Below are 23,880 nucleotides of genomic sequence, written 5' to 3'. Positions count from 1 at the left end.
GAAGGGCACGGGGGCGGGGGTGAATGCCTTGAGTGCCAGGTGGAGCATGAGGATGGAGTCCTTGCCGCCGGAGAAGAGGATCACCGGGTTCTCGAACTCGCCCGCGACCTCGCGGAAGATGTGCACCGCCTCGGACTCCAACGCGTCCAGATGCGAGAGCGCGAAGGCGTCCGCCGCTGCCGTACCGGCCCCTGTGCCGGTCGTCGTACGGGCCGTCATGCGAGCCCCCTCGCCGCCAGCACCGCGTGCACAGCCGCCGCGGACTCCTCCGGCGTCTGAAGATGGGCCTCCAGCGTCACCGCGGGGTCGACCGGCGGCTCGTACGGGTCGTCCACGCCGGTCAGGCCCTTGAGGTGGCCGGCGGCCTGGCGGGCGTACAGGCCCTTCACGTCCCGCTCGCTGCACACCTCGACCGGCGTCGCCACGTGCACCTCCAGATACGCCGTGCCGCTCGCCTCATGGCGCTTGCGCACCGCCTCGCGGCTGTCGGCGTAGGGGGCGATGACGGGCACGACGGCGAGGACGCCGTTGCGGGCCAGCACCTCGGCGACCAGGCCGATGCGCTGCACATTGGTGTGGCGGTCCTCGCGCGAGAAGCCGAGTCCGGCGGAGAGGAACCGGCGGATCTCGTCACCGTCGAGCACCTCCACCCGGTGCCCCTCGGCGCGCAGCCGGCCGGCGAGGACGCGGGCGATCGTCGTCTTGCCCGCGCTCGGCAGTCCGGTGAGCCAGACCGTGGCCCCGGGGGCCCTGGTCCTGGACGTGCTGGTCATGCGTCGAGTCCTTTCGCAGCGCCGCTGCGGCGCCGTTGTCGGTGGAGGTCGGTGAAGAGGGCTTCCCAGCGCGGGTGCACGGCGTCGGGGCCGTAGCTCGCGGCCGTCAGCACCGCCGCGACGCCCATGTCGGTGCGCAGCCGCTCGTCGGCCATCAGCTTGGACATGGCCCCGGCCAGCGCGTCGGGGTCCTCCGGCGGTACGAGGAGGCCGTCGACGCCGTGGGTGAGGACGTCCGCCGGGCCGGTCGGGCAGTCGAAGCTGACCACCGGCAGGGCGTGGCTCATCGCCTCGATCATCACCATCGGCAGGCCCTCGAAGCGCGAACTGAGCACGTAGAAGGCGGCCTTGGCGAGTTCGTCGTCGAGCCGGTCGGTATGGCCCATCAGGAAGACGTGGTTGTACAGGTGGTGCTTCTCGATCAGCGCGCGCAGGTCGTCCTTCTTCTCGCCGCTGCCGTAGATCCGCAACTGCCAGTCGGGGTGCGCCCCGACGAGTTTCGCCCAGGCCGGGATCAGCAGGTCGAAGCCCTTCTGCGCGAAGAGCCGGCCGGCCGCGACCGCGATCTTCGACGAGCCGGGGTCCGCGGGCACCTGGTCGAGAGAGTGGACGGCGTTCGGGATCCGCACCACACGGCTGCCGGGCACCATCGCCTCGTACTCCCGGCGGTCCCGTTCGGTGAGGACGGCGATGGCGTCGAAGCGCGGATAGGTCTCCTTGATGCGCTTCTGGACATCCGGCTTGTACGTGGAGTGGTTCATGTGGTCCTGGGCGACGCGGACGACGTCCTCGGGCGCGAACTCGGCGGCCAGGAAGTTCAGCGCGGGCCGGGTGGTGACGAGGATGCCGCCGCTCAGGCCGCGCAGATACTCGGCGAGCCGGTCCTCCAGGTACCGGTTGAACCAGCGGTGGCCGAACTCGCCGGGCGGGACGTGCCGGGCGGGCTGTTCGAGCTGCCGCCCACGGCGCCGGTCGCGCAGCCTGCCCAGCAGGCCGGCCGGTGGCTCGTACGCGCCCTCGCGGACGTCGACGAGGGTGGTGACGCGCACCCGCTCGTCCAGCGGGAACTGCACCTTGTCCCGGCGGCGCACGGCGCTCACCAGCTCCACGTCCCAGCCGGCGGCGACCAGGGAGTTGGCCTGGTTCATCACCGTGCGGATGGTGCCGCCGCGGCCGTACGCGTGCAGCAGCAGATAGCGGACCTTCGGCAGCGGGCGTCGGTCCGTCATACGGCGGCTCCGTTCCCCGCGGTGCGGCACTCCAGGGAGAGGTTGTCCTTGACCGTGTAGTAGGGCCGCACGCTCAGGCCCTCGATGCGCTGTTCGGGGAACACCATGATCTTCTTCTTGCCGCGGATGTCGTCCAGTCGGCGTCCGGCCCGCAGTTCGGCCGTGCCGTCGGTGAGGTGGAGGTCCCACTCCTCGAGTGCGGCGGGGTCCTCGGTGACCAGGTCCGCGATCGGCAGTCCGGCCTCGAACCGGTCGCCGGTGAGGCGGACCGGGTAGCGCAGCCGCTGCTCGGGGCGGGAGCGCCTGACCACGAGGAGTTCCCAGGAGCCGGTGCCGGTGCCGGTGGCGGTCGGACCGTGCAGCCTGCCGGTCAGCCGGATGTGCCCGTCGCGCGGCCAGACCTCCGCGATCTCGGCGTGCGGCTTCACGAGAGGTAGCCCCAGGCCGCGCACATCGGCCGCAGCACCGCGGGGGTCTCGTCCTCGCGCGGCAGCGCACGCCCGGGCTGCACGGAGCCGCTCCTGATCTTGTCCTTCCAGTCGCCGAGCCCCTTGACCACCTGGGAGTCGTCCTTGCGGCCGTACTCCAGCATGGCGGGGTCGAAGGCGAGGCCGAGGAAGTCGCAGAGCCGCCGCAGCTCCTTCTCGGGGTCGGCGGTGATGTCCTCGTAGCGCACGAGGTGGCCCCCGGTGGTGGCCTTGCGGGCCTTCTCGACGGCCTTCATGTAACGCAGCGCGTCCGCCGCGGCCTCGTCGTACGTCCGCTTTTCGGGGTCGCCCTCGTGCCAGGAACGGGCGATGGAGACCGGGTGGCGCAGCAGGAACACGAACCGCGCGTCCGGCCAGCAGTCGTGGATGCGCCGGTGCACGAAGGCGTTGCTCGGGGTCTTCTCGACGATGAAGTCCTTGCCGGACTTCACCAGTTCCCGGTGCATGACCCGGTCCCACAGCAGGTGTTCCAGGTCGCCCTGCTCCAGGCCGAGTTCGCTCATCGCCCGCCGGGACAGCCCGCTGCCGTAGTCGACCTCCAGGCGGCGGATGTGCAGCTCGTGCGGGGAGTGCAGCCGGGGATGGGCGTTGAGCAGCATGCGCAGCAGGGTGGAGCCCGAGCGCACCGGGGACATGATGAAGACCGGCCGGCGCAGCAGCCGGTCGGTCGCCAGCTCCTCGGGGGACGGACATCGGTACGCCGGGGTGGGCCGTTTGGACGGTTTCGCCGCACCCGGCGCGCCCGTCCCGGCCGGCCGCGCGGGCTGCGCCGCGGAGGTGCCGGACGGCGGTCTCCGCGGCGGGGGCGGGGCCGCGGCGGGAGCGCGGCGGACCTGTAGCCCGGTGGTGGCGGTGAGCGCCCGATTGAGATTGCGCATCAGACTCATGCGTCCCGACCATAGGTAAGAAACCTGAGAAGACGGGTTGAAGACGCTGAGGGTTCTCTAAGCAACCTCTCATGTGGCCGAGGTCACGTCCGTGTGAGTCGGCAGGGGCGCAACTTATCGGGCTTCAGGGTGTTTTACCCTTTTTCTTCGTGACCTTGAAGAGGGCTGACGGCCGCGAACTCCGCGCCGGCGTCACGCAGGCGTGCGTGCAGGGCGCGGAAGACCTCCGCGGAGCGCACCCCCGGCCAGTCGGCCGGGAGCAGGGTCGCGGGCAACCCCGGGTCGGCGTAGGGGAGATGACGCCAGGAGTCCAGGGCGCGCAGATAGTCGGGGTAGGCCTCCTCCGGCGGGGTGTCGGCCCGCGCCTCCCAGGCGCGCAGCACCGGAGCGTGCCGGGCGAGGAACCCCTCGTGCCGTTCCGCGAGCGCCGACAGGTCCCACCAGCGTGCCACCGCCCCGGCGGTCGGCGTGAACCCCAGGTGTTCGCTGCGGAAGAGGTCCACGTACCGCTCTAGCCGCAGCCGCCGCAGCGTGTGCCGGGCCTCCTCGTACAGCCGGGCGGGGGCGATCCACACGCCGGGTGCGGCCGTGCCGAAGCCGAGCCCGGCCAGCCGGGAGCGCAGTACGTGGCGCTTCTGCCGCTCGGACTCCGGCACCGAGAACACCGCGAGCACCCAGCCCTCGTCCGCCGGGTCCGCCGCCGGGTACACCCGCCGGTCGCTGTCCTGGAGCAACTGCCGTGCTTCCGGCGAGAGTTCGTATCCGGCGGCGCCGGCCGCGGTGCGCGCCGGGAGCAGCAGCCCGCGCCGCTTGAGCCGGGACACCGACGACCGTACGGACGGGGCGTCGACGCCCACCGCGGCGAGCAGCCGGATCAGTTCGGCGACGGGCACCGGGCCGGGGACGTGCCGGCCGTAGGCGCCGTAGAAGGTGACGATGAGGGAGCGGGGGGTGTGCGCGGTGTGGGGGGAGTACGGGCTGTGCGGGGAGTGCGGGGCGGGCTGTTCGGACACGATGATCACTTTAGATCGTCCGGGAGGGTCATGATCATCCGCCCGAGGGGGCTGCCCTCGGGGCCGGTACCCGTGCGGTACGCATGCCCCCGCGGGCACACGTACCGCAACCCCCGTTCGTCGTCGGTCAGACGGCGGGCTCGGGCAGCCTGGTGAAGGCGATCTTGCCGGTGCCGTCGGCGGAACCGCCGTCGCTGTCCCAGAAGGAACACGTGGTTTCCAGCGACATGATGGACGCGTTGTCGGGACGCGCCGACACACGCGGTTTCTGGAACACGATCTCGCCCTCGAACGAGCGCGGGTTGATCATGCGGCGGTAACGGCTGCTGATCCGGTAGATCAGTACGTCCGACAGCTGCCGTTCCCAGAAATCCGCCATCGACCACGTGGCGAACGCGTCGAAGAGATCCTCCTCGATGCATTTCGCGAGCAGGTAGTAGCCGAGCTGGTTGTAGCAGATGTTGAACTCGACCGCGTTGAAATGCCCGGTGTCGTCGATGTAGCAGGATTCCGCGATGCTGAACCGGCCCTGTGCGCTCACCCCGTCCGGCTGCCTGCTCACCCGGGCCTGCCGCAGATACCGGCTGTGGTCCCGGTAGGGCCGCAGCACCTGGCCGATCAGTTCCGCGTCGCCGGTCTCCCCCGGGGGCGTCACGCGGCGGCTCCGAAGAACGGCAGGCCGTCGTGGACGGTGACCCGGTACGACTGGGCGGGCTCGGGCTTCGGGTTGTGCAGGGCGCGGTGCACGAGCGTCCGGTTGTCCCACACCAGCAGGTCGCCCTCGGTGAAGGTCTGGAGGTGGATGCGCGGGTCGGTGAAGTCGGTGTCGAGCTGGCCGCTGAGTTCGAGCACCTCCTGGAGGACTTCCGGCGGCAGCCGGTTGCCCTCGGGGTCGATGAAGCCGAACGCGCCGGCCTCGCTGATGTAGAGGACCTCCTCGCCGGTCACCGGGTGCCGGAAGACCGTCGGGTGGAAGACCGGCGGGGTGGCCCGCTCGATGTCGGCCTGCACCTCGTGCATGGGCCGGTACACGTCGCTGGGGCGGATCTTGAAGTAGCGGCGCGGGCTGTGCTCGACCACGGTGCCGCGCAGCTGGTCCTTCAGCCGGTCGGGCAGCCCGGCGAAGACCTTCGCCATGTCGATGTAGTAGGTGCCGCGGTTGGTCGTGGGCACGATCTGCGGGTACGTCATCGTGATGCCGAAGGGGTTCGGCATGAAGGAGTAGTCGGCGTGCCAGAACTTGCCGGTCTGCGGTACGCCCTTGACGTCGTCGCCCGGCTTGGTGCCGGAGACGAAGATCTCCGGGTACTCGGGGTGGTGGTACATCGGCTCGTAGTACACCTCGATGGTGCCGAGCGCCCGGCCCAGTGCGACTAACTCCTTCGGCTCCAGGCTCTGCTCCTTGATCAGCAGCAGCCGGTGCCGGTAGATCGCGCTCTTCAGTTCCTCGATCTCGGCGTCGGTGGTACTGCCCAGCTCGAAACCGCTGACGGTGGCCCCCATCAGCCGGCCGGAATTCGGTTCTATCCTCACGCGGAAGCCTTTCTGTGGGTGCGGGGGCGTTCTTTATGCGCCCCTTAACGGCGTTAAGTTCTGCCGGGTTCGACTATGGCTTTAACGCCGTTAAGTTGTCAAGGGAGGTGTGACGAGGTGCCCGCCCGTGCTCCGCGCGCATGGGCCGGAAGGGTGGCACTGCCGTCCTCGGCGTGACCCCTTCGCCGCCGGTGGAAGGTAGACGGCGTCCGCACCCGCCTCATCCAGGGAGCCGTCATGCGCCCGAGCCTCCTCCCCGCGACACTGGCCGCCGCCCTGCTCCTCTCCGCCGCCCCCGCGGCCGCCGCCCGTACCGCGGCCGCCCCCGCCGACGACCTCACGATCGACGCCACCGCACCCCTGGCCGCCGGCCACCCCACCCTCACCGGCACCTACCGCTGCGCCCCCGCCTCCGGCACCACGTTTCTCGCCGCCTCCCTCTCCCAGGCCGACCCCCATGTCCGCCATGGCATCGGCAGCACGCCCGCCGTCTGCGACGGCGCCCTCCACCGCTGGACACGTACGGACACCGGCACCCGCACCTACGCCGCCGGCGAGGCCCGTGTCCAGGTGAGCCTGGTCGAGCTGAGCGCCACGGGGTTGCCGCTGCCGCGGGTGCACCGCATCGAGGAGCGGACGGTGACGCTCGTGGCGGCGAGGTGAGCGGTTGCGTCGTCGGTGGGTGGCGTAGTGCGCGGTGGCGTAATGCGCGGTGGTGCCGTGGGCGGTGACGCCGTGGGCGTGAGTAGTCTAAGTGGGCTGACAAAATTTGTCATCTGTCAGTCACTCTCCTAGGCTGCCCGCATGACAACCGACACCCCCGCCCCCACCGCGCCCTTCGCCGCCCGCACGGTCCACCGTGTGGGCTACGGCGCGCTCCAGCTCGAACGTCTGCGCTCCCGCCGTGACGAGGCCGTCGCCCTGCTGCGGCACGCCGTCGAGCTGGGCGTCGACCACGTGGACACCGCCGAGTTCTACGGCAACGGCTTCGCCAACGCCGTCATCAGCGAGGCGCTGCGCCCCGAGGACGACGTCCTGGTCGTCACGAAGGTCGGCGCCGCCCCCGACCCGGACGGTCCCCGGCCCCTGCGCCTGGCGCAGCGCCCCGAAGAACTGCGGGCCGCCGTCGAGGCCAACCTGCGCGGTCTCGGCGTCGAGCGGCTGGCCGTCGTCAACCTGCGCCGCACCGACACCGGCCCCGGCATACGCGCCGAGGGCGACCAGGTGGTCGACCTCGACGACCAGCTCGCGGAGATGACCGCCCTGCGCGACGAGGGCAAGATCGGCGCGATCGGCCTGGGCAGCGTCACCCTCGACGGACTGCGCCGCGCCCTGCCGGCGGGCATCGTGTGCGTGCAGAACGCCTACAGCCTGCTCTCCCGCGAGGACGAGGAGATGCTGCGGCTGTGCGCGGCCGAGGGCATCGCGTGGGTCCCGTTCTTCCCGCTGGGCGGCGCCTTCTTCCCCGAGGTCCCCAAGGTCACCGAGGAGCCGGTCGTGCGCCGTGCGGCCGAATCGCTGGGCGTCACGCCCTCCCAGGTCGGCCTCGCCTGGCTGCTGCACCACGCCCCGCACGTGCTGCTCATCCCCGGCACCGCCGACGCCGCCCATCTGGAGGCCAACATGGCGGCCGCCGACGTGACGTTCGACGGCGACACCCTCGCCGCCCTGGACGCCCTCGGCACCCCCACCCCGTGACGCACGGAAATCCCCGCCGGCCGCCGCGTGTTGTCACGGGCGCCGGTACGGAACGCACGTCACGCGCCCAACGCGCCTCCCGGACCGGACACATGGCGAAAACCAGGTGACAGCAATCGTGACAACGACCATGAAAAGGGATGAAGAACAATGAAGGCCATCATCTACCGCGACAACGGCGGCCCCGAGGTGCTGGAACTCGTCGAGCGCGACCTGCCCGCCCCCGCCCCCGGCGAGGTGCGCGTCCGCGTCGCCGTCTCCGGGATCAACCCGACCGACTGGAAGAGCCGCGACGGCGCCAACGGCCCCAAGGCGTTCCCGGAGGTCACCCCCCACCTGGACGGCGGCGGCACGATCGACGCCGTGGGCGAGGGCGTGGACCCGGGCCGCGTGGGGGAGCGGGTGTGGCTCTTCATGGCCGCCGCCGGACGGCCCACCGGCACCGCCGCCGAGTACACCGTCGTCCCCGCCGAACGGGCCGTCCCGCTGCCGGACGGGGCCGGATTCGACGTCGCCGCCTCGCTCGGCGTCCCGGCCCTGACCGCGCACCGCGCGCTCACCGTCGCCGAGGGCGGGCCCGGCCGGCTGCGCCCCGGCGCGCTGGACGGCAAGGTGGTGCTCGCCGCGGGCGGGGCCGGCGCGGTCGGACACGCGGTGATCCAGCTCGCCCGGTGGGCCGGCGCCACGGTGATCAGCACGGTCAGCGGCCCGGAGAAGGCCCGCCTCGCCACCGCCGCCGGCGCCCACCACGTCGTCAACTACCGCGAGGGCGACCCGGCCGCCGAGATCCGCGCGCTCGCCCCGGACGGCGTCGACATCGTCGCCGAGGTGGCACTGGGCGCCAACCTCGCCCTGGACCTGGCCGTACTGCGCACCCGCGGCACGATCGCGACGTACGCCAACGACGGCGGCAAGCCCGTCGAACTCGACGTCCGCCAGAACATGACCCTCAACACGCGCTTCCAGTTCCTGGTCCTCTACACGGTCGGCCAGGAGGCCCTCGCGGCCGGCGCCGAGGACGTCTCCGCGGCGGTCCGTGACGGCGCCCTCCCGGTCGGCGAGCCCCACGGCCTGCCCCTGCACCGCTACCCCCTCGCCCGCACGGCCGACGCCCAGCGCGCGGTGGCGGAGGGAGCGGTGGGCAAGGTCCTGGTGGACGTGGCGCCGTAACGGCCCGGCGGCCGGGCCACGGCCCGGCCGCCCGAAGGCCGCCGCCGGCGACTCAGTTCACGCAGAAGTCGCGAAAGATTAACTCACACCCTGTCAGGCCGCGCCTAGCATGATCACGACGCGGAGACGCCGCCATGGCTTCTTCACATTCAGGCGCCCTGTGCCGACCTCACCGGGCGCCTGCCGCGGCACCCTCCTCCGCGTTGCGAAACCTTCCCATTCGTCCGCCGGCGGTCGCGCGCCAACGCATTATTCGACAGGGCGTCCATGAAGAAACGTGGCTGGTCCATCCGCCGTAAATTCACCGCGCTGCTCCTGCTCCCACTGGTGTCGCTGACGGCTCTGTGCGGCTACGCGGCCTATCTCTCCCTGGGCAACGCGCTCACCCTCCTGCACGTCAACACCATCGGCAATCACCTCGCCACCCCTCTCGGGCGCACCGTGGTGGCCCTCCAGAGCGAGCGGCGCGACGCCGTCGTGACCGTCGCCGTACCGGACGCCCGCACGCAGACGGACCGTGCCCGGAAGGCCACGGACAACGCTGTCGCCGCCTTCGTGAAGGAGGCGCACGACGACGGAGTGCGCCGGGCGGAGAACGACAAGGTGCGCGAGGGCGTCGACAGCGCGGAGAAGTCGCTCGCCTCGCTGGCCCGGATCCGGCGCGGCGTCGACGCCGGAACGTCCTCCCCGGACGACGTGCTGGCCGCCTACACCGCCGTCAACAACACCATCGCCGAGGCCCTGCGCGCCATGACGATCCTGCCGGACGAGGACGCCCAGGACTTCGGTCAGGCGCTCTACACCCAGGTGCCGGCCGGCGACCTCCTGTCCCAGGAGGACGCGCTCATCTCGGCCGCCGCCGCCTCACCCGCGCGCCGGCTGAGCGCCGACGCCTACCGGGCCGTGGTCCAGAACATCGGCGGCCAACGGCTGCTCAGCGCCGAGGTGATCGCCCGGCTGCCGGCCGCCCAGCGCACCCCGTTCCTGAAGCTCGCCGCTCCCGGCGGCTCCATGGCGAAGGTCGCCGCACTGGAGGACAGACTCATCGCGGCGGGCCCGGCGGCGAAACGGCTGCCGTTCACCCTCGCCGAGTGGCGCTCGGCCTACGACCCCACCGCCGAGGTGACCAGCACCACCGCCCTCGCCGACATCAAGCAGGTCTTCACCCTCACCGGCCCCCCGGCGCACCGGGCCGTCGCGGAACTCGTCGTGGCCGGACTGCTCGGGCTCGTCTCGCTGATCGTGTCGGTGGTGATGTCGGTCCGGATGGCACGCTCGCTGATCGGCGACATCGACCGGCTGAACACCTCGTCGCGCAACCTGACCGAGGACAAACTGCGTGACGTGGTCGGCCGGTTGCGCCGCGGTGAGACCGTCGACGTGCGGACCGGCATGACACGCCCGGTCTTCGTCAACCGGGAAATGGCCGAACTCGGCGCCGCGTTCGACGCGCTCCAGTCGACCGCCGTCGAACTGGCCCAGGAGGACGTCCGGCTGCACCAGGGCATCAACCAGCTCTTCGTCAACCTCGCCCGGCGCAGCCAGGTACTCATCAACCGGCAGCTCAGCATGCTCGACGTGATGGAACGGCACGAGGAGGACGCCAACACCCTCGACCGGCTCTTCGAGCTCGACCAGCTCGCCACCCGCATGCGCCGGTACGCCGAGGGCCTGCTCATCGTCTCCGGTTCCGCCCCCGGCCGCTTCTGGCGCCGTGCGGTGCCGGTGGTGGACGTGGTGCGCGGAGGCATCGCCGAGACCGAGCAGTACGCCCGGGTCGTCGTGCTGCCCGTACCCGAGGCCGGCATCCAGGGCCGCGCCGCCGCCGACGTCATCCACCTGCTCGCCGAACTCATCGAGAACGCCGAGGTGTTCTCGCCCTCCGACAGCGAGGTCCGGGTCAGCGTCGGCAAGGCGGCCAGTGGTCTGGTCGTCGAGATCGACGACCGCGGACTCGGCATGCCCCCGGAGGAACTGGCCGCGGCGAACGCACGTCTCAGCGCGCCGCTCGACGTGACCGCTCTGGACAGCACACGCCTCGGCCTCGTCACCGTGGGTCGGCTCGCGCAGCGCCACCACATCGAGGTGACCCTGCGGCGTTCCCCGTACGGCGGGGTCAACGCGGTCGTGCTGATCCCCGAGGACCTGCTGGAGTGGGGGACGGCGGGCCGGGAGAGCGGCCCGCCGCTCCCGTCGGCGGCCGCGGACGCCTCCGGGCCCGGGGGCTCGCCCGCCGTACGGACGGAAACGCGCCCCGCGGCGGTACCGGCCGGCGCGTCGCCGGGCTCCCTCGCGTGGCAGCCGGCCGTGGCGGAGCCGGCGGGCGGTCCCGTGCGGCAGCAGGCCGTGCCGGCCTCCAGCGGGTCGGCGGACCCCGCCGCGCCCTTCGACGTGCCGCGTGCGCGCGGCGGCCGTGGCACCCACCGGGCCGCCGGCCGAAAGCGGCCGCTCGGGTCCGCCGACCCCGCGAGTCCCGCGAGGGCCACCGGCACGGGGGCTCCGGCCGCCCCCTCGGCCACCACCGGCGAAACCCGCACCGCATCGGCGGCACCGGGCACCGCCCTCGCACCGGGCACCGCGCTCGCACCGGGCACCGCCCTCGCACCGGGCACCGCGCTCGCACCGGGCACCGCCCTCGCACCGGGCGACGCGACCGGACGGGGAACCGCCGCCGGGCCCGGAGCCGACGGGCGTTCCGGCGCCGATGGAACGCCGTACCCCGCCGTCCTGCCGGGCGACGGTCCGGCAGGACACGCCCTGCCCGCCCCCGCCCCCGCCGCCCCGCCCGGCCCGGCGGCGCACACCCTGCGGAACTCCGCCCGCCCGGGCCCGGCACCGGCGGGCACGCCCGTCGACGTTCCCGGCACGGCCCCCGGCGAGGTGCCGCCGCAGCAGGACACCATCGACGGCCTCCCGTGCCGGACACCCCGGGCCACTCTGGCCGGCTATCCCGCCGCCGACGGCCTCGACACCGGCCGCGGCCGCCTCATGGACTGGGGGCGCGCGGACTACGAGCGGCGCGTCGGCCCCGCCACGCCGCCCTGGGCCGGCGGCGGGGGCTCCGCCGGGCCGGGCCCCGGTCCCCACGCGCCGGAGGCTCCGGACGGGGCCACCGCCGTACGGCCGGCGGTACGGCCCCATCCGTCCGAGTCCGGACCCCAGGCGCCCGGGCTCCGGCAGCCGGCCCACCAGTTCGTCCCGGCCCCGTCGGCGGAACGTCCGGACCAGGTCCGTTCCATGATGTCGGCCCTCCAGGCAGGAGCCGCCCGAGCCCGGCTCGGGCAGTACGCCGACGTCGACACACGTGCCGCCCGGCCCCGCGGGGACGCCCTGGGAAGCGCGGCGCACGCCGCCTTCCCCGCACACACCCCCATCCCGGACCAGAGAAAGCGCGGTGGACAATGACGCATCCAGGCCCCTCCGAGACCGGCTCCCACCTCGACTGGCTGCTGAGCGACATGGTCCGCAACGTGCCGGAGATCGGTCACGCGGTACTGCTGTCGACGGACGGCCTGCTCCTCGGGGCCTCCGAGGCACTCGACCGTGACCAGGCCGAGCGGCTGTCCGCCGTCGCCTCCGGGTTCCACAGTCTCGCCAAGGGCGCCGGCCGTCACTTCGGCGGCGGTGCCGTACTACAGACCATGGTCGAGATGGAGGGCGGATTCCTCTTCGTGTGCGCGGCAGGCGACAACTCCTGCCTCACCGCGCTCACCCGCCAGGGCGCGGACATCGGCGTCGTCGCCTACGAAATGGCGATGCTGGTGAAACGGCTCGGGTTCCACATGTCGGTGGACTCCCGCGCGGAACCCGTACCGGGCGCCGGGGCCGTGGGGTGACCTCGGCCGACGAGTGGCTCGACGAGGCGGCGGGCCCGGTCGTCCGCCCGTACGCGATGGTGCGCGGGCGGACCCGCAACGAGGGCTACTGGTTCGACCTGGTGGCCTTCGTGGTGTCGGCGGTCGACACGCTCGACCACGAGGTGGAGATGCAGCCCGAGCACCGGTCCATCCTCGCCCTGTGCCGCACCCCCCGCCCGGTCGGTGAGATCGCATCCCGGATGAACCTGCCCGTCGGGGTGGTCCGGGTGCTGCTCGGTGACCTGTTCACCGCGCGGGCGATACGGGTGCGGGAACCGGCCGACCCGGCCGCCCGGCCCAGCATTCGGATGATCAGAGAAGTACTCGAGGGACTGCGCGCACTGTGAGACGCACGGTGCGCCGGGGACCGACCCGGGGCGGCCGCCGGCCGCACACAGGGGAACGGCGCACGCCGGGCCCACGGCCCGGCATCCTTCGGCGGCCCGGCCGCACCGCGCGAGGCACGAACGGAGACGGAAAGGCATGCCCGCAATGTCACACACACCGCGCCACGGCGGTCACCCCACTTCGGGCGACACCCTGCCCGAAGCGGCGAAGATCCTGGTGGCCGGCGGTTTCGGGGTGGGGAAGAGCACGCTCGTCTCCACCGTCAGCGAGATCGTTCCCTTCCACACGGAGGAGATCCTGACCCACACGGGCCTCGGCGTGGACGACCTGTCCGGGGTGGAGCGCAAGGCCACCACCACGGTGGCGATGGACTTCGGCCGGATCACCCTCCACAACCGGCTCGCGCTCTTCCTCTTCGGCACCCCCGGGCAGGACCGCTTCTGGTTCATGTGGGACGAGCTGGCCGCCGGAGCGCTCTGCGCGGTCGTCCTGGCCGACACCCGCAGGCTGCCCGACTGTTTCCCGGCGGTGGACTACTTCGAGAGCCGCGGACTGCCCTTCGTGGTCGCCGTCAACTGCTTCGAGGGGGCCCGGAGTTATCCCGTGGAGACGGTCCGCCGGGCACTCGCCCTGGAACCGAGGGTGCCGGTGCTGCTGTGCGACGCGCGGCTGCGGGCCTCGGTCAAGGAGGTGCTGGTCCAGGCCGTGGAACACGTACTGAGGACGGAGACCGAGCGCTCCGCCCTGATCTGACCCGGCCGGCCCGCCCCGCCCCCGGTTCCCGGAGGGACCGCGCCGGCCACGGCCCGGCCGGCGGCCGGCCGCCGGCCGCTCAGACGGACCAGGTTCCCGGCGGGGGCTCACTGGCCCAGGCCGGCTCCGTCACAGCGGGCGAGCGGGCCAGGTCCTCGCAGAGCCACGTGTACTCGGCGAGCGCGTCCTGCAAGGCCAGGGACGCCTCGCGGCGGGCCACCGCCCTCGTCTCGGGGTCGGAGAGGAGCATCCACCCGGTACCCCGGGTAACCGTGTCCACCTTCTCGCGCAGGGATCGGTACCGGCCCGCCAACTGCACGCCGTCGGGGTCGGCCGTACGGTCGTGCTGTTTCACGGCCTCGCCCAGGCCGACGAGGTCCTTGCGCAGTGCCGCGACCGTCTCCCGCATCGATTGCAGCAGGGTGCCGGGACGGTAGTCGGCCAGGCCGGCGCCCCGGTCCAGCATGTTGTAGGGAACCCCGAAATTCGACGCCATGTCGAGGGTCTCGTGCAAGGTGTGGTTTGCCAGCCGGTGCGTGTGGTCGTAGTTGATCCGCCAGAACGCGAACAGCGCCCAGGCCATCGCTCCCAGCTCCCCCGTGGTGCCACCCGCCTCGGCACCGAGGTTGAGCATCCGGACCGTGGTGAAGGATTGGCCGGCCAACACCGGCACGTTGTGGTGCCGGGCCAGGAGGGTGGTGGGGTCGGCCTCGTCGCGGGTGACGAGGGGCCCTTTCCATCGCTCGGTCCGCATACCCCGGGACTTCGTACTCTCGGTCCGCCGGCCGGTGACGGGGTCTATCTCCTTGGTGCTCAAGAACCGGCTGCTGACAGGTTCCAGGAGTAAATCCGTACCCGCTGTGCGCGGTTTGCCGTGTCTGACGTCACCCAGATAGTCCATCAGGTCGTGCAGCACGACGATCTTGTCCGCCTGGCCGTACTTCTCCGGATGTTCCAGTACGGCGGCCATGTCCTTCCCGATCCGGGTGGGCTCGCCCCGCCCTTTCTCGGCCATCTGCGCGGTGTGCTGCCGATAGGTACCCAGCGAGACCGTCTCCCCGTTCGGTCTCGTCACCTGGCTGGTCCGCAACTCCTGCCACAGGCGATTCCGCAGGGCCGGCATATCGTGTATCTCCGGCTGGTCGTCGATCCAGCGCTTGACCTTCACCAGCAGGGCGTCGAGATGACGGTCGATGTCGGAGGAGCCGCGGACCTGATCGGCCAACAGCCGCTCCTCATGACGTCCCGGCTTCTGCTTGACCCAGCCCAGCAGGCCCGCGTACAACTCCTCGACGGTGCGGTAGGACCGCGTCTGCCGCTTGCGGCCCCGTGGATGGGTACGGGCTTTCTCCGGGTCCGGGTGCAGCCGGCCGACCGCGACGTCGTCCACCCACTTGTCCAACTGCGCCCTCATCCGCGCGCGGTGGGTCTCGAACTCGGCCCGTTCCTCGTCCGTCCCGTTCTCGCCGACCTGGACGACGGACTCCCACAGCGACTCGACCGACTCCGCGCCACCGAGCAGCGGATGATGCCGCTTGTCGTTGGTGTACACCTTCCCGCCCAGCTTGACCAGACGCTGCACCGGCATCCTGGCTTCGCCGGACCCGAGCACCCGGCTCGCCGCGGCGTTGCCCGCGGTGCTCTGCAACGCGAGGACATGAGGCACGGCGCCCTGGTGCCGGACCGGCGGGTGCCCGACGGCGGGTCGCCCCTGGGCCGCCCCGTCCCGTCCGTCCTCACGGGGTCGTTCAGCATGCACGGCGGTCTCTTCCGTGAGCGCGTCGGTTTTCCGCGGTCACCTTGCCGCGCCCGCGATGCCGCCGACAGGTGCTTACGGGCGACGTCGGGGGCAGTTCCCCGCCGTCGCCAGGGCAAGCCTCTTCCGCGGGATCTCAGATGTCCCGGAACGTCTCGATCTGCGCTCCCACCGAGTTCAGGCGCTCGGCCAGTTCCTCGTAGCCGCGGTTGATGACGTACACATTGCGCAGGACCGACGTGCCCTCGGCCGCCATCATCGCCAGCAGGACGACCACCGCCGGGCGCAGCGCGGGCGGGCACATCATCTCGGCGGCGCGCCAGCGGGTGGGGCCCTCGACCAGGACCCGGTGCGGGTCGAGGAGTTGGAGGCGGCCGCCGAGCCGGTTGAGGTCGGCCAGGTAGATGGCGCGGTTGTCGTAGACCCAGTCGTGGATCAGGGTCTTGCCCTGCGCGGTGGCCGCGATGGCCGCGAAGAACGGGACGTTGTCGATGTTCAGGCCCGGGAACGGCATCGGGTGGATCTTGTCGATCGGCGCCTCCAGCTTGGAGGGGCGCACGGTCAGGTCCACCAGGCGGGTGCGGCCGTTGTCGGCGACGTACTCCGCCGAGCGGTCGTGGTCCAGGCCCATCTCCTCCAGCACCGCGAGCTCGATCTCCAGGAACTCGATCGGGACCCGGCGCACCGTCAGCTCCGACTCCGTCACCACGGCCGCAGCGAGCAGGCTCATCGCCTCCACCGGGTCCTCGGAGGGGGAGTAGTCGACGTCGACGTCGATGTTCGGCACGCCGTGCACGGTGAGCGTGGTGGTGCCGATGCCCTCCACCTGCACGCCCAGCGCCTCCAGGAAGAAGCACAGGTCCTGGACCATGTAGTTGGAGGAGGCGTTGCGGATGACGGTGACGCCCTCGTGGCGGGCGGCGGCGAGCAGCGCGTTCTCGGTGACGGTGTCGCCGCGCTCGGTCAGCACGATCGGCCGGCCGGGCGTGGCGGTGCGGTCCACCTGGGCGTGGTAGAGGCCCTCGGTGGCGGTGATGTCCAGGCCGAACCGGCGCAGCGCGATCATGTGCGGTTCGACGGTGCGGGTGCCGAGGTCGCAGCCGCCGGCGTACGGCAGCTTGAAGTGCTCCATGCGGTGCAGCAGCGGGCCGAGGAACATGATGATGGACCGGGTGCGGCGGGCCGCGTCCGCGTCGATCGACGCCATCTCCAGCACGGCCGGGGGCACGATCTCCAGGTCGACGCCGTCGTTGATCCAGCGGGTGCGGACGCCGATGGAGTTCAGCACCTCCAGGAGGCGGTAGACCTCCTCGATGCGGGCGACCCGGCGCAGCACCGTGCGCCCCTTGTTGAGCAGCGAGGCGCACAGCAGCGCCACGCACGCGTTCTTGCTGGTCTTGACGTCGATGGAGCCCGAGAGCCGGCGTCCGCCGACCACCCGCAGATGCATCGGGCCCGCGTAGCCCAGCGAGACGATCTCGCTGTCCAGGGCCTCGCCGATCCGCGCGATCATCTCAAGGCTGATGTTCTGGTTGCCGCGTTCGATGCGGTTCACGGCGCTCTGACTGGTACCGAGGGCTTCGGCGAGCTGTGACTGTGTCCAGCCGCGGTGCTGACGTGCGTCACGGATGAGCTTGCCGATGCGTACGAGGTAGTCGTCTGACATGAGGTGAGACTATCTCAGATATGAGATGTGTGGCGCGCGGGGGTGGGTGGAACGGGTGACGCGCCCAACCGACGCTCGCCGACGCCCTCCGCGGACGGCGTACGGCTGCATCGATGCCACCCGGGGCGTGCCGTCTAACGGCGTGGCCGGTGCCTCGCCCGAACGGTGGGGCGCACCGCCGTCCGGAAACGGCGCGCCCCACCGTGCCCTTGGTGTGCGCCCCTCAGTCGTGCCGGCCGCGGGCGCTGTGCGTGCGGCGCCAGCCGAAGGGGCCCGGCAGGTCCATGGACGTGGTGCGGCGGCCGGTGCTGCTGTGCGTGTGGCGCGGCCCGTTCCTGCCGCCGGTCGTGAGGGACCACGACTTCTTGTTGATGTTGAGGCGGACCCCCGGCAGGATCCGGAAGCTCTTGCGGAACGTGAGCGGCATCTGGGCCTCCTCGGGTCGGCGTCGCTCCTTCCGGCCCTTTCCGGGTACCCCTCATCCGGCCGCGCACGCCAGGGGGCGGCCCCCAACCCCCTTCGGGGGCCGGGGAGATGGGACCGGCCCGCCGGACTACCCCGGCTCCGTCGCCAGCTGGATCAGATTGCCGCACGTGTCGTCGAGGACGGCGACGGTGACCGGGCCCGCCTCCACCGGCTCCTGGGTGAAGCGGACGCCGAGCCCGCGCAGCCGCGCGTACTCCGCCCGCACGTCGGCGACGGCGAACTGGGCCAGCGGGATCCCCTCCGCCACGAGCGCCTCGCGGTAGGCCCGGGCGGCCGGATGGCCGGCGGGCTCCAGCAGGAGTTCGGGGCCGTCCGGGTCGTCGGGCGAGACGACGGTCAGCCACCGGTCCCGCCCGCCCACCGGAACGTCGTGCTTCTTCACAAAGCCGAGGACGTCCGTGTAGAAGCGCTCGGCCACGGCCTGGTCGTCGACGTACACGCTGGTCAGGCGGATCTTCATGCGGTGCTCTCCTCCGGCCCGCACCCATGTGCGGGCCCCGTCGCGGGCGGTCGTGCACAGTCTCCCGCCCAGGGCGGGGGACCGCCCGCGCATGACCGGGCGGCCCTCATGTACTAGAGTTATCTCGACATCGAGATATCTGCCGAGGCGCACCGCAGCCGCACGCCGCCGTCGGTCCGGCGGTAAGGGTTACCTAACTAAGCCTTACCTTAGCGGATCGGTGGTGACGTCGAGACGGCAGGATGCGGTGGAACGCGCACAGAAATGAAGGAGACCGTCGTGTCGGCGAACAGCTTCGACGCCCGCAGCACGCTGCAGGTGGGCGACGAGTCGTACGAGATCTTCCGCCTGGACAAGGTGGAGGGCTCGGCCCGGCTCCCCTACAGCCTCAAGGTCCTGCTGGAGAACCTGCTCCGCACCGAGGACGGCGCGAACATCACCGCCGACCACATCCGTGCCCTCGGCGGCTGGGACTCGCAGGCACAGCCGTCGCAGGAGATCCAGTTCACGCCGGCCCGCGTGATCATGCAGGACTTCACCGGTGTGCCCTGTGTCGTCGACCTCGCCACCATGCGCGAGGCCGTCAAGGAGCTCGGCGGCGACGCGGCGAAGATCAACCCGCTGGCCCCGGCCGAGCTGGTCATCGACCACTCCGTCATCGCCGACAAGTTCGGCACCCACGACGCCTTCGCCCAGAACGTCGAGCTGGAGTACGGCCGCAACCGCGAGCGCTACCAGTTCCTGCGCTGGGGCCAGACCGCGTTCGACGAGTTCAAGGTCGTCCCGCCGGGCACCGGCATCGTCCACCAGGTGAACATCGAGCACCTGGCCCGCACCGTCATGGTGCGAGGCGGCCAGGCGTACCCCGACACCCTGGTCGGCACCGACTCGCACACCACCATGGTCAACGGCCTCGGCGTCCTCGGCTGGGGCGTCGGCGGCATTGAGGCCGAGGCCGCGATGCTCGGCCAGCCGGTCTCCATGCTGATCCCGCGCGTCGTCGGCTTCAAGCTGACCGGCGAGCTGCCCACTGGCACCACCGCCACCGACCTGGTGCTGACCATCACCGAGATGCTCCGCAAGCACGGTGTGGTCGGCAAGTTCGTCGAGTTCTACGGCGAGGGCGTCGGCGCCACCTCCCTGGCCAACCGCGCCACCATCGGCAACATGTCCCCGGAGTTCGGCTCCACCGCCGCGATCTTCCCGATCGACGCCGAGACCCTCAACTACCTGAAGCTGACCGGCCGCAGCGAGCAGCAGCTCGCGCTCGTCGAGGCCTACGCCAAGGAGCAGGGCCTCTGGCTGGACCCGAAGGCCGAGCCGGACTACTCCGAGAAGCTCGAGCTGGACCTGTCCACCGTCGTGCCGTCCATCGCCGGCCCGAAGCGCCCGCAGGACCGCATCGTCCTGGCCAACGCCGCCGAGCAGTTCAAGCAGGACGTGCGCAACTACGTCGACAGCGTGGACGAGGCGGGCAAGGAGTCCTTCCCGGCCTCCGACGCCCCCGCCGCCGTCGACGGCGTGCCGGCCAACCCGGTCCCGGTCACCGCCCCCGACGGCACCACCTACGAGCTGGACCACGGCGCGGTGACGGTCGCGGCCATCACCTCCTGCACCAACACCTCCAACCCGTACGTCATGGTCGCCGCCGCGCTGGTGGCCAAGAAGGCGGTGGAGAAGGGCCTGACCCGCAAGCCGTGGGTCAAGACCACGCTCGCCCCGGGCTCCAAGGTCGTCACCGACTACTTCGACAAGGCGGGCCTGACCCCCTACCTCGACAAGGTCGGCTTCAACCTGGTCGGTTACGGCTGCACCACCTGCATCGGCAACTCCGGCCCGCTGCCGGACGAGGTCTCCAAGGCGGTCAACGACCACGACCTCGCGGTCACCTCGGTCCTCTCCGGCAACCGGAACTTCGAGGGCCGCATCAACCCCGACGTCAAGATGAACTACCTGGCCTCCCCGCCGCTGGTCGTCGCGTACGCGATCGCCGGTTCGATGAAGGTGGACATCACCAAGGACGCCCTCGGCGCCGACCAGGACGGCAACCCCGTCTACCTCAAGGACATCTGGCCCTCCGAGGCCGAGGTCAACGACGTCGTGGCGAACGCCATCGGCGAGGACATGTTCAACAAGTCCTACGCCGACGTCTTCGCGGGCGACGCCCAGTGGCAGGCGCTGCCGATCCCCACCGGCGACACCTTCGAGTGGGACGCCGAGTCCACCTACGTCCGCAAGCCCCCGTACTTCGAGGGCATGGGCATGGAGCCGGCCCCGGTCGAGGACATCTCCGGCGCCCGCGTGCTGGCCAAGCTGGGCGACTCGGTCACCACCGACCACATCTCCCCGGCCGGTGCCATCAAGGCCGACACCCCGGCCGGCACCTACCTCACGGAGCACGGCATCCAGCGCCGCGACTTCAACAGCTACGGCTCGCGCCGCGGCAACCACGAGGTCATGATCCGCGGCACGTTCGCCAACATCCGCCTGCGCAACCAGATCGCGCCGGGCACCGAGGGCGGCTACACCCGCGACTTCACGCAGGACGGCGGCCCGGTCTCCTTCATCTACGACGCCTCGCGCAACTACATCGAGCAGGGCATCCCGCTGGTCGTCCTGGCCGGCAAGGAGTACGGCTCCGGCTCGTCCCGCGACTGGGCCGCCAAGGGCACCGCGCTCCTCGGCGTCAAGGCCGTCGTCGCCGAGTCCTACGAGCGCATCCACCGCTCGAACCTCATCGGCATGGGCGTCCTGCCGTTGCAGTTCCCCGAGGGCCAGACCGCGGCCTCCCTCGGCCTGACCGGCGAGGAGACCTTCTCCATCTCCGGTGTCACCGCGCTCAACGAGGGCACCACCCCGCGCACGGTGAAGGTCACCGCCGACACCGCCCCCGGCGAAGCCGACAATGTACGCCGTGAGTTCGACGCGGTCGTCCGCATCGACACCCCCGGCGAGGCGGACTACTACCGCAACGGCGGCATCCTCCAGTACGTGCTGCGCAGCCTGATCCGCAAGTAGGCGCCCACGCACCACGGTTGAGGGCCGCATCCCCGGAGACGGGGGTGCGGCCCTCGTCGTGTACGGGGCCGTGGATCGTGTCCCACGGCCCCGGCTCAGGGCGCGCACAGCCTGCTCCCAGCGAACCCGGACACGATCGGGGCATGTCTGGCACCGTCGTGTCCCGCACCCGTCGCGTCCGCGTTCTCATCGTCGACGACGAACCCGCGCTCACCGAGCTGCTGTCCGCCGCCGTGACCGAGGCCGGCTGGCGCCCCTACCCGGCCGCCGACGGGCGCACCGCCCTGCGCCTCGCCCGCGGCTGCGCCCCGCACGCCGTCGTGCTCGACGGGATGCTGCCCGACCTCGACGGACTACAGGTGCTGCGCCGGCTGCGGTACGAGCACCCGAAGCTGCCGGTGCTCATGCTCACCGCCCGGGATGCGGTCGAACACCGTATCGACGGGCTGAAGGCCGGCGCCGACGACTACGTCACCAAGCCGTTCTCCCTCGCCGAGGTGGTGCTGCGGCTGCGCGCGCTGCTGCGCCGGGCCGGCGCCGAAGACGCCGGCGCCGACGACTCCGTACGCGTCCTCGGCGACCTCGTCCTGTGCCCGGAGACCCGCGAGGTGCACCGCGCCGGCACCCCGATCCGGCTCACCGGCAAGGAGTTCGACCTGCTCGGCCTGTTTCTGGACCATCCGCGCCAGGTGCTCAGCAAGGCGCAGATCCTCGACCACGTGTGGACCGGCTCCTTCGACGGCGGCGGCAACCTCGTCGAGGTCTACGTCTCCAGCCTGCGCCGGAAGATCGACCGGGGCCGGGCGCCCATGATCCACACCGTGCGGGGGACGGGATACGTCCTCCGGCCGGCCGAGGACGACGGATGAGGGCCACGACGGCACGGATGAGGGCCACCGGGGCGGCGGCCACGGGGGCGGCGGCCACGGGGGCGGCGGCCACCGGGGCGGTGGCCGGCACCGCGCCGCGGGCCCGGCTCCCGTGGCGTGCCCGCCGGATCCGGCTGCCGTGGCGCGGGCGGTCGCTCCGTACCCGGCTGCTGCTCCTCGTCGGGGTCACCCTCGCCGCCGTGTGCGCGGTGCTGGCGCTGACCACGTTCCTCGTCCAACGCGCCTATCTGCTCGGCAACCTGGACCAGCGGGTCACCGACGCCGCCGAGCGCAGCCAGGGCGGACTGCGGGTCCGGCCGGGCGACGACACGGACCTGGGGTTCCTCAACGAACGCGGGCAGGCCGTCGGCACCCTCGCCGCCCGCTTCGACGACACCGGCCGGGTCACCGCCGCCGAGGTGGTCACCGGCGACGGCGGACAGCTCCGGCTCACCGCCGCGCAGCGCGCCGCCCTCACCGGCTTCGCCGCCGACGGGACCCCCCACACCCGTACGGTCCCCGGCCTCGGCACCTACCGGCTGACCGCGCTCGGCGGCGACGGCGCCCCCGTCCTCACCGGGCTGCCGATGGACGACGTACAGGACATGATCAACCGACTGGTCGCCGCCGAGGCCGCGGTGGCCGCGGTCGGGCTCGGCGCCGCCGGGGTGGTCTGCGCGGTCGTCATACGGCGTCAGCTGCGGCCCCTCGGACGGGTCGCCGCCACCGCCGTGGAGGTCTCCCGCGCCCCGCTCGGCCACGGCGCCGTCACCGGACTTACGAGGGTGCCCGACCGCGACACCGACCCCGGCAGCGAGGCCGGGCAGGTCGGGGCGGCGCTCAACCGCATGATCGACCACGTCGAGTCCTCGCTCGCCGAACGCCAGCGCGGCGAGGAGCGGATGCGCCACAGCGAGGACCGCATGCGCCGCTTCCTGGCCGACGCCAGCCATGAACTGCGCACCCCGCTCGCCTCGATCGCGGGGTACGCGGAGCTGATGAGCCGGGGCGCGGGGGCCGGGACGGCGGTACCGGGGACCGGCACCGGGACGGGCAGGGGGGCGGCAACGGAGACGGACAGCGGGACGGCAACGGAAACGGGCACCGAGACGACAACGGGGACGGGCAGCGGGACGGCAACGGGGACCGGCACCGGGACGGGCCCCGGTGGCATCGACCAGGCCCTCGCCTGGTGCCGCGTCTCCGCCGAGTCCGCCCGGATGACCGGCCTCGTCGAGGATCTGCTGCTGCTCGCCCGTCTCGACGAGGGCCGCCCGCTGCGCTCCGCCGAGGTGGACCTCGCCGCGCTGGTCGCCGAGGCGGTGTGGGACGCCCGGGCGGCGGGCGGCGGCCACCACTGGGAGCTTGCGCTGCTGCCCGACGTCCCCGCGCTGGTCGTCGGCGACGAGGCGAGGCTCCACCAAGTGGTGGCCAACCTGCTGGCCAACGCCCGTACGCACACCCCCGCGGGCACGACGGTGGCCGTCTCCGTCGAGTCCACGGCCACCCACCGCGTCGTCCGCGTACGCGACGACGGCCCCGGCATCCCGCCCGCCTTCCTCCCCGCCGTCTTCGAACGCTTCACCCGCGCCGACGGCTCCCGCGCCCGCGCCACCGGGGACGGCGCCGGCGGCTCCGGGCTCGGCCTGGCCATCGTCGCCGCGATCACCGCGGCGCACGGCGGGACCATCGACGTCCGCAGCGTCCCCGGGCACACGGAGTTCACCCTCGCCCTGCCCGCGGCGGCCCCCGCCGACGCGTGCGCCCTCCCCGCCGGGAGGGCGCGGCCCCTCGCGGTGGCCGTGCCCCCGCCGCCTCTTCAGGTTCCGCTCAGGTCGCGCCCCCAGAGTCGTGCGCGTGCGGCCGTCCGGTAGGG

General features: G+C 72.1%; 22 protein-coding genes. 10 read left to right on the top strand and 12 right to left on the bottom strand.

From position 1 onward, the window contains the following. From IO29_RS24880 to scoE, 8 genes are all read right to left on the bottom strand, one after another. Positions 1 to 219 (bottom strand): phosphoadenosine phosphosulfate reductase domain-containing protein (locus IO29_RS24880; protein WP_030381648.1); only part of this gene is annotated, 219 nt, incomplete at its 3' end. Then, positions 216 to 773 carry an adenylyl-sulfate kinase gene (gene cysC, locus IO29_RS24875; RefSeq protein WP_030381649.1) on the bottom strand — a complete coding sequence of 186 codons (558 nt, stop codon included), beginning with the start codon at positions 771 to 773 and terminating at the stop codon, positions 216 to 218. The genes IO29_RS24880 and cysC, both read right to left, overlap by 4 nt. Continuing rightward, positions 770 to 2,002: a glycosyltransferase family 4 protein gene (locus IO29_RS24870; protein WP_030381650.1), complete on the bottom strand. Its 1,233-nt coding sequence runs from the start codon at positions 2,000 to 2,002 to the stop codon at positions 770 to 772. The genes cysC and IO29_RS24870 overlap by 4 nt, the downstream gene beginning before the upstream one ends. After that, on the bottom strand, positions 1,999 to 2,430 hold the full coding sequence (locus IO29_RS24865) for a hypothetical protein (RefSeq protein ID WP_030381651.1): 432 nt from the start codon (positions 2,428 to 2,430) through the stop codon (positions 1,999 to 2,001). The genes IO29_RS24870 and IO29_RS24865 overlap by 4 nt, the downstream gene beginning before the upstream one ends. After that, the gene (locus IO29_RS24860) at positions 2,427 to 3,377 is read right to left on the bottom strand and encodes a sulfotransferase family protein (protein WP_030381652.1); all 951 of its coding nucleotides are present in this window, start codon (positions 3,375 to 3,377) and stop codon (positions 2,427 to 2,429) included. The genes IO29_RS24865 and IO29_RS24860 overlap by 4 nt, the downstream gene beginning before the upstream one ends. A 134-nt stretch (positions 3,378 to 3,511) precedes the next feature. Further along, complete coding sequence (locus IO29_RS24855; protein ID WP_051707617.1) at positions 3,512 to 4,390, bottom strand: PaaX family transcriptional regulator; 879 nt, start codon at positions 4,388 to 4,390, stop codon at positions 3,512 to 3,514. A gap of 127 nt (positions 4,391 to 4,517) precedes the next feature. Beyond that, a complete protein-coding gene (locus IO29_RS24850) occupies positions 4,518 to 5,045 on the bottom strand; it encodes an FcoT family thioesterase (protein ID WP_030381654.1) in 528 nt (175 codons plus the stop codon). After that, positions 5,042 to 5,923 carry a (3R)-3-[(carboxymethyl)amino]fatty acid oxygenase/decarboxylase gene (gene scoE, locus IO29_RS24845; protein WP_030381655.1) on the bottom strand — a complete coding sequence of 294 codons (882 nt, stop codon included), beginning with the start codon at positions 5,921 to 5,923 and terminating at the stop codon, positions 5,042 to 5,044. The genes IO29_RS24850 and scoE overlap by 4 nt, the downstream gene beginning before the upstream one ends. Before the next feature lie 237 nt (positions 5,924 to 6,160). Here scoE and IO29_RS24840 point away from each other — a divergent pair, with 237 nt between their 5' ends. The 7 genes from IO29_RS24840 (at position 6,161) to IO29_RS24810 (ending at position 13,749) form a co-directional block, all read left to right on the top strand. Continuing rightward, positions 6,161 to 6,586, top strand: a complete 426-nt coding sequence (locus IO29_RS24840) for a DUF6299 family protein (RefSeq protein ID WP_030381656.1) — start codon at positions 6,161 to 6,163, stop codon at positions 6,584 to 6,586. A 141-nt stretch (positions 6,587 to 6,727) separates the two neighbouring features. Then, a complete protein-coding gene (locus IO29_RS24835; RefSeq protein ID WP_030381657.1) occupies positions 6,728 to 7,621 on the top strand; it encodes an aldo/keto reductase in 894 nt (297 codons plus the stop codon). Positions 7,622 to 7,771: 150 nt separating this feature from the next. After that, a complete protein-coding gene (locus tag IO29_RS24830; RefSeq protein ID WP_030381658.1) occupies positions 7,772 to 8,791 on the top strand; it encodes an NADPH:quinone reductase in 1,020 nt (339 codons plus the stop codon). Between the two features lie 267 nt (positions 8,792 to 9,058). Then, positions 9,059 to 12,196, top strand: coding sequence for a sensor histidine kinase (locus IO29_RS24825; protein WP_030381659.1), 3,138 nt, complete (start codon positions 9,059 to 9,061; stop codon positions 12,194 to 12,196). After that, the gene (locus IO29_RS24820; protein ID WP_030381660.1) at positions 12,193 to 12,627 is read left to right on the top strand and encodes a roadblock/LC7 domain-containing protein; all 435 of its coding nucleotides are present in this window, start codon (positions 12,193 to 12,195) and stop codon (positions 12,625 to 12,627) included. The genes IO29_RS24825 and IO29_RS24820 overlap by 4 nt, the downstream gene beginning before the upstream one ends. Continuing rightward, complete coding sequence (locus tag IO29_RS24815) at positions 12,624 to 12,995, top strand: DUF742 domain-containing protein (protein WP_030381661.1); 372 nt, start codon at positions 12,624 to 12,626, stop codon at positions 12,993 to 12,995. The genes IO29_RS24820 and IO29_RS24815 overlap by 4 nt, the downstream gene beginning before the upstream one ends. Positions 12,996 to 13,140: 145 nt before the next feature. Continuing rightward, positions 13,141 to 13,749, top strand: coding sequence for a GTP-binding protein (locus IO29_RS24810; RefSeq protein ID WP_199806876.1), 609 nt, complete (start codon positions 13,141 to 13,143; stop codon positions 13,747 to 13,749). Positions 13,750 to 13,828: 79 nt separating this feature from the next. On the opposite strand, the gene IO29_RS24805 is transcribed toward IO29_RS24810, so the two are convergent. The 4 genes from IO29_RS24805 to IO29_RS24790 all read right to left on the bottom strand — a co-directional run bounded on the left by IO29_RS24805 (position 13,829) and on the right by IO29_RS24790 (position 18,117). Further along, on the bottom strand, positions 13,829 to 15,415 hold the full coding sequence (locus IO29_RS24805) for a hypothetical protein (protein WP_158709331.1): 1,587 nt from the start codon (positions 15,413 to 15,415) through the stop codon (positions 13,829 to 13,831). Positions 15,416 to 15,641: 226 nt separating this feature from the next. Continuing rightward, the gene (locus IO29_RS24800) at positions 15,642 to 17,171 is read right to left on the bottom strand and encodes a helix-turn-helix domain-containing protein (RefSeq protein ID WP_030381664.1); all 1,530 of its coding nucleotides are present in this window, start codon (positions 17,169 to 17,171) and stop codon (positions 15,642 to 15,644) included. Positions 17,172 to 17,394: 223 nt separating this feature from the next. Further along, a complete protein-coding gene (locus tag IO29_RS24795; protein ID WP_030381665.1) occupies positions 17,395 to 17,598 on the bottom strand; it encodes a DUF4236 domain-containing protein in 204 nt (67 codons plus the stop codon). 126 nt (positions 17,599 to 17,724) lie between these two features. Next, positions 17,725 to 18,117 (bottom strand): VOC family protein, encoded by a 393-nt coding sequence (locus IO29_RS24790; protein WP_030381666.1) that lies wholly within the window; start codon positions 18,115 to 18,117, stop codon positions 17,725 to 17,727. A gap of 279 nt (positions 18,118 to 18,396) precedes the next feature. Here IO29_RS24790 and acnA point away from each other — a divergent pair, with 279 nt between their 5' ends. The 3 genes from acnA to IO29_RS38630 all read left to right on the top strand — a co-directional run bounded on the left by acnA (position 18,397) and on the right by IO29_RS38630 (position 23,878). Beyond that, positions 18,397 to 21,135, top strand: a complete 2,739-nt coding sequence (acnA, locus tag IO29_RS24785; RefSeq protein WP_030381667.1) for an aconitate hydratase AcnA — start codon at positions 18,397 to 18,399, stop codon at positions 21,133 to 21,135. A 143-nt stretch (positions 21,136 to 21,278) separates the two neighbouring features. After that, entirely contained in the window at positions 21,279 to 22,004 is a 726-nt protein-coding gene (locus IO29_RS24780; protein ID WP_030381668.1) for a response regulator transcription factor, read from the top strand. Further along, positions 22,001 to 23,878 carry an ATP-binding protein gene (locus tag IO29_RS38630; protein ID WP_234307611.1) on the top strand — a complete coding sequence of 626 codons (1,878 nt, stop codon included), beginning with the start codon at positions 22,001 to 22,003 and terminating at the stop codon, positions 23,876 to 23,878. Before IO29_RS24780 ends, IO29_RS38630 begins: the two co-directional genes overlap by 4 nt. The last annotated feature ends 2 nt before the right edge of the window (positions 23,879 to 23,880 follow it).

Source organism: Streptomyces sp. NRRL F-6676, assembly GCF_000725625.1.
GTDB lineage: Bacteria > Actinomycetota > Actinomycetes > Streptomycetales > Streptomycetaceae > Streptomyces.
The sequence above is the reverse complement of the archived record's forward strand: the minus strand, read 5'-3'. Positions and strand labels throughout refer to the sequence as shown.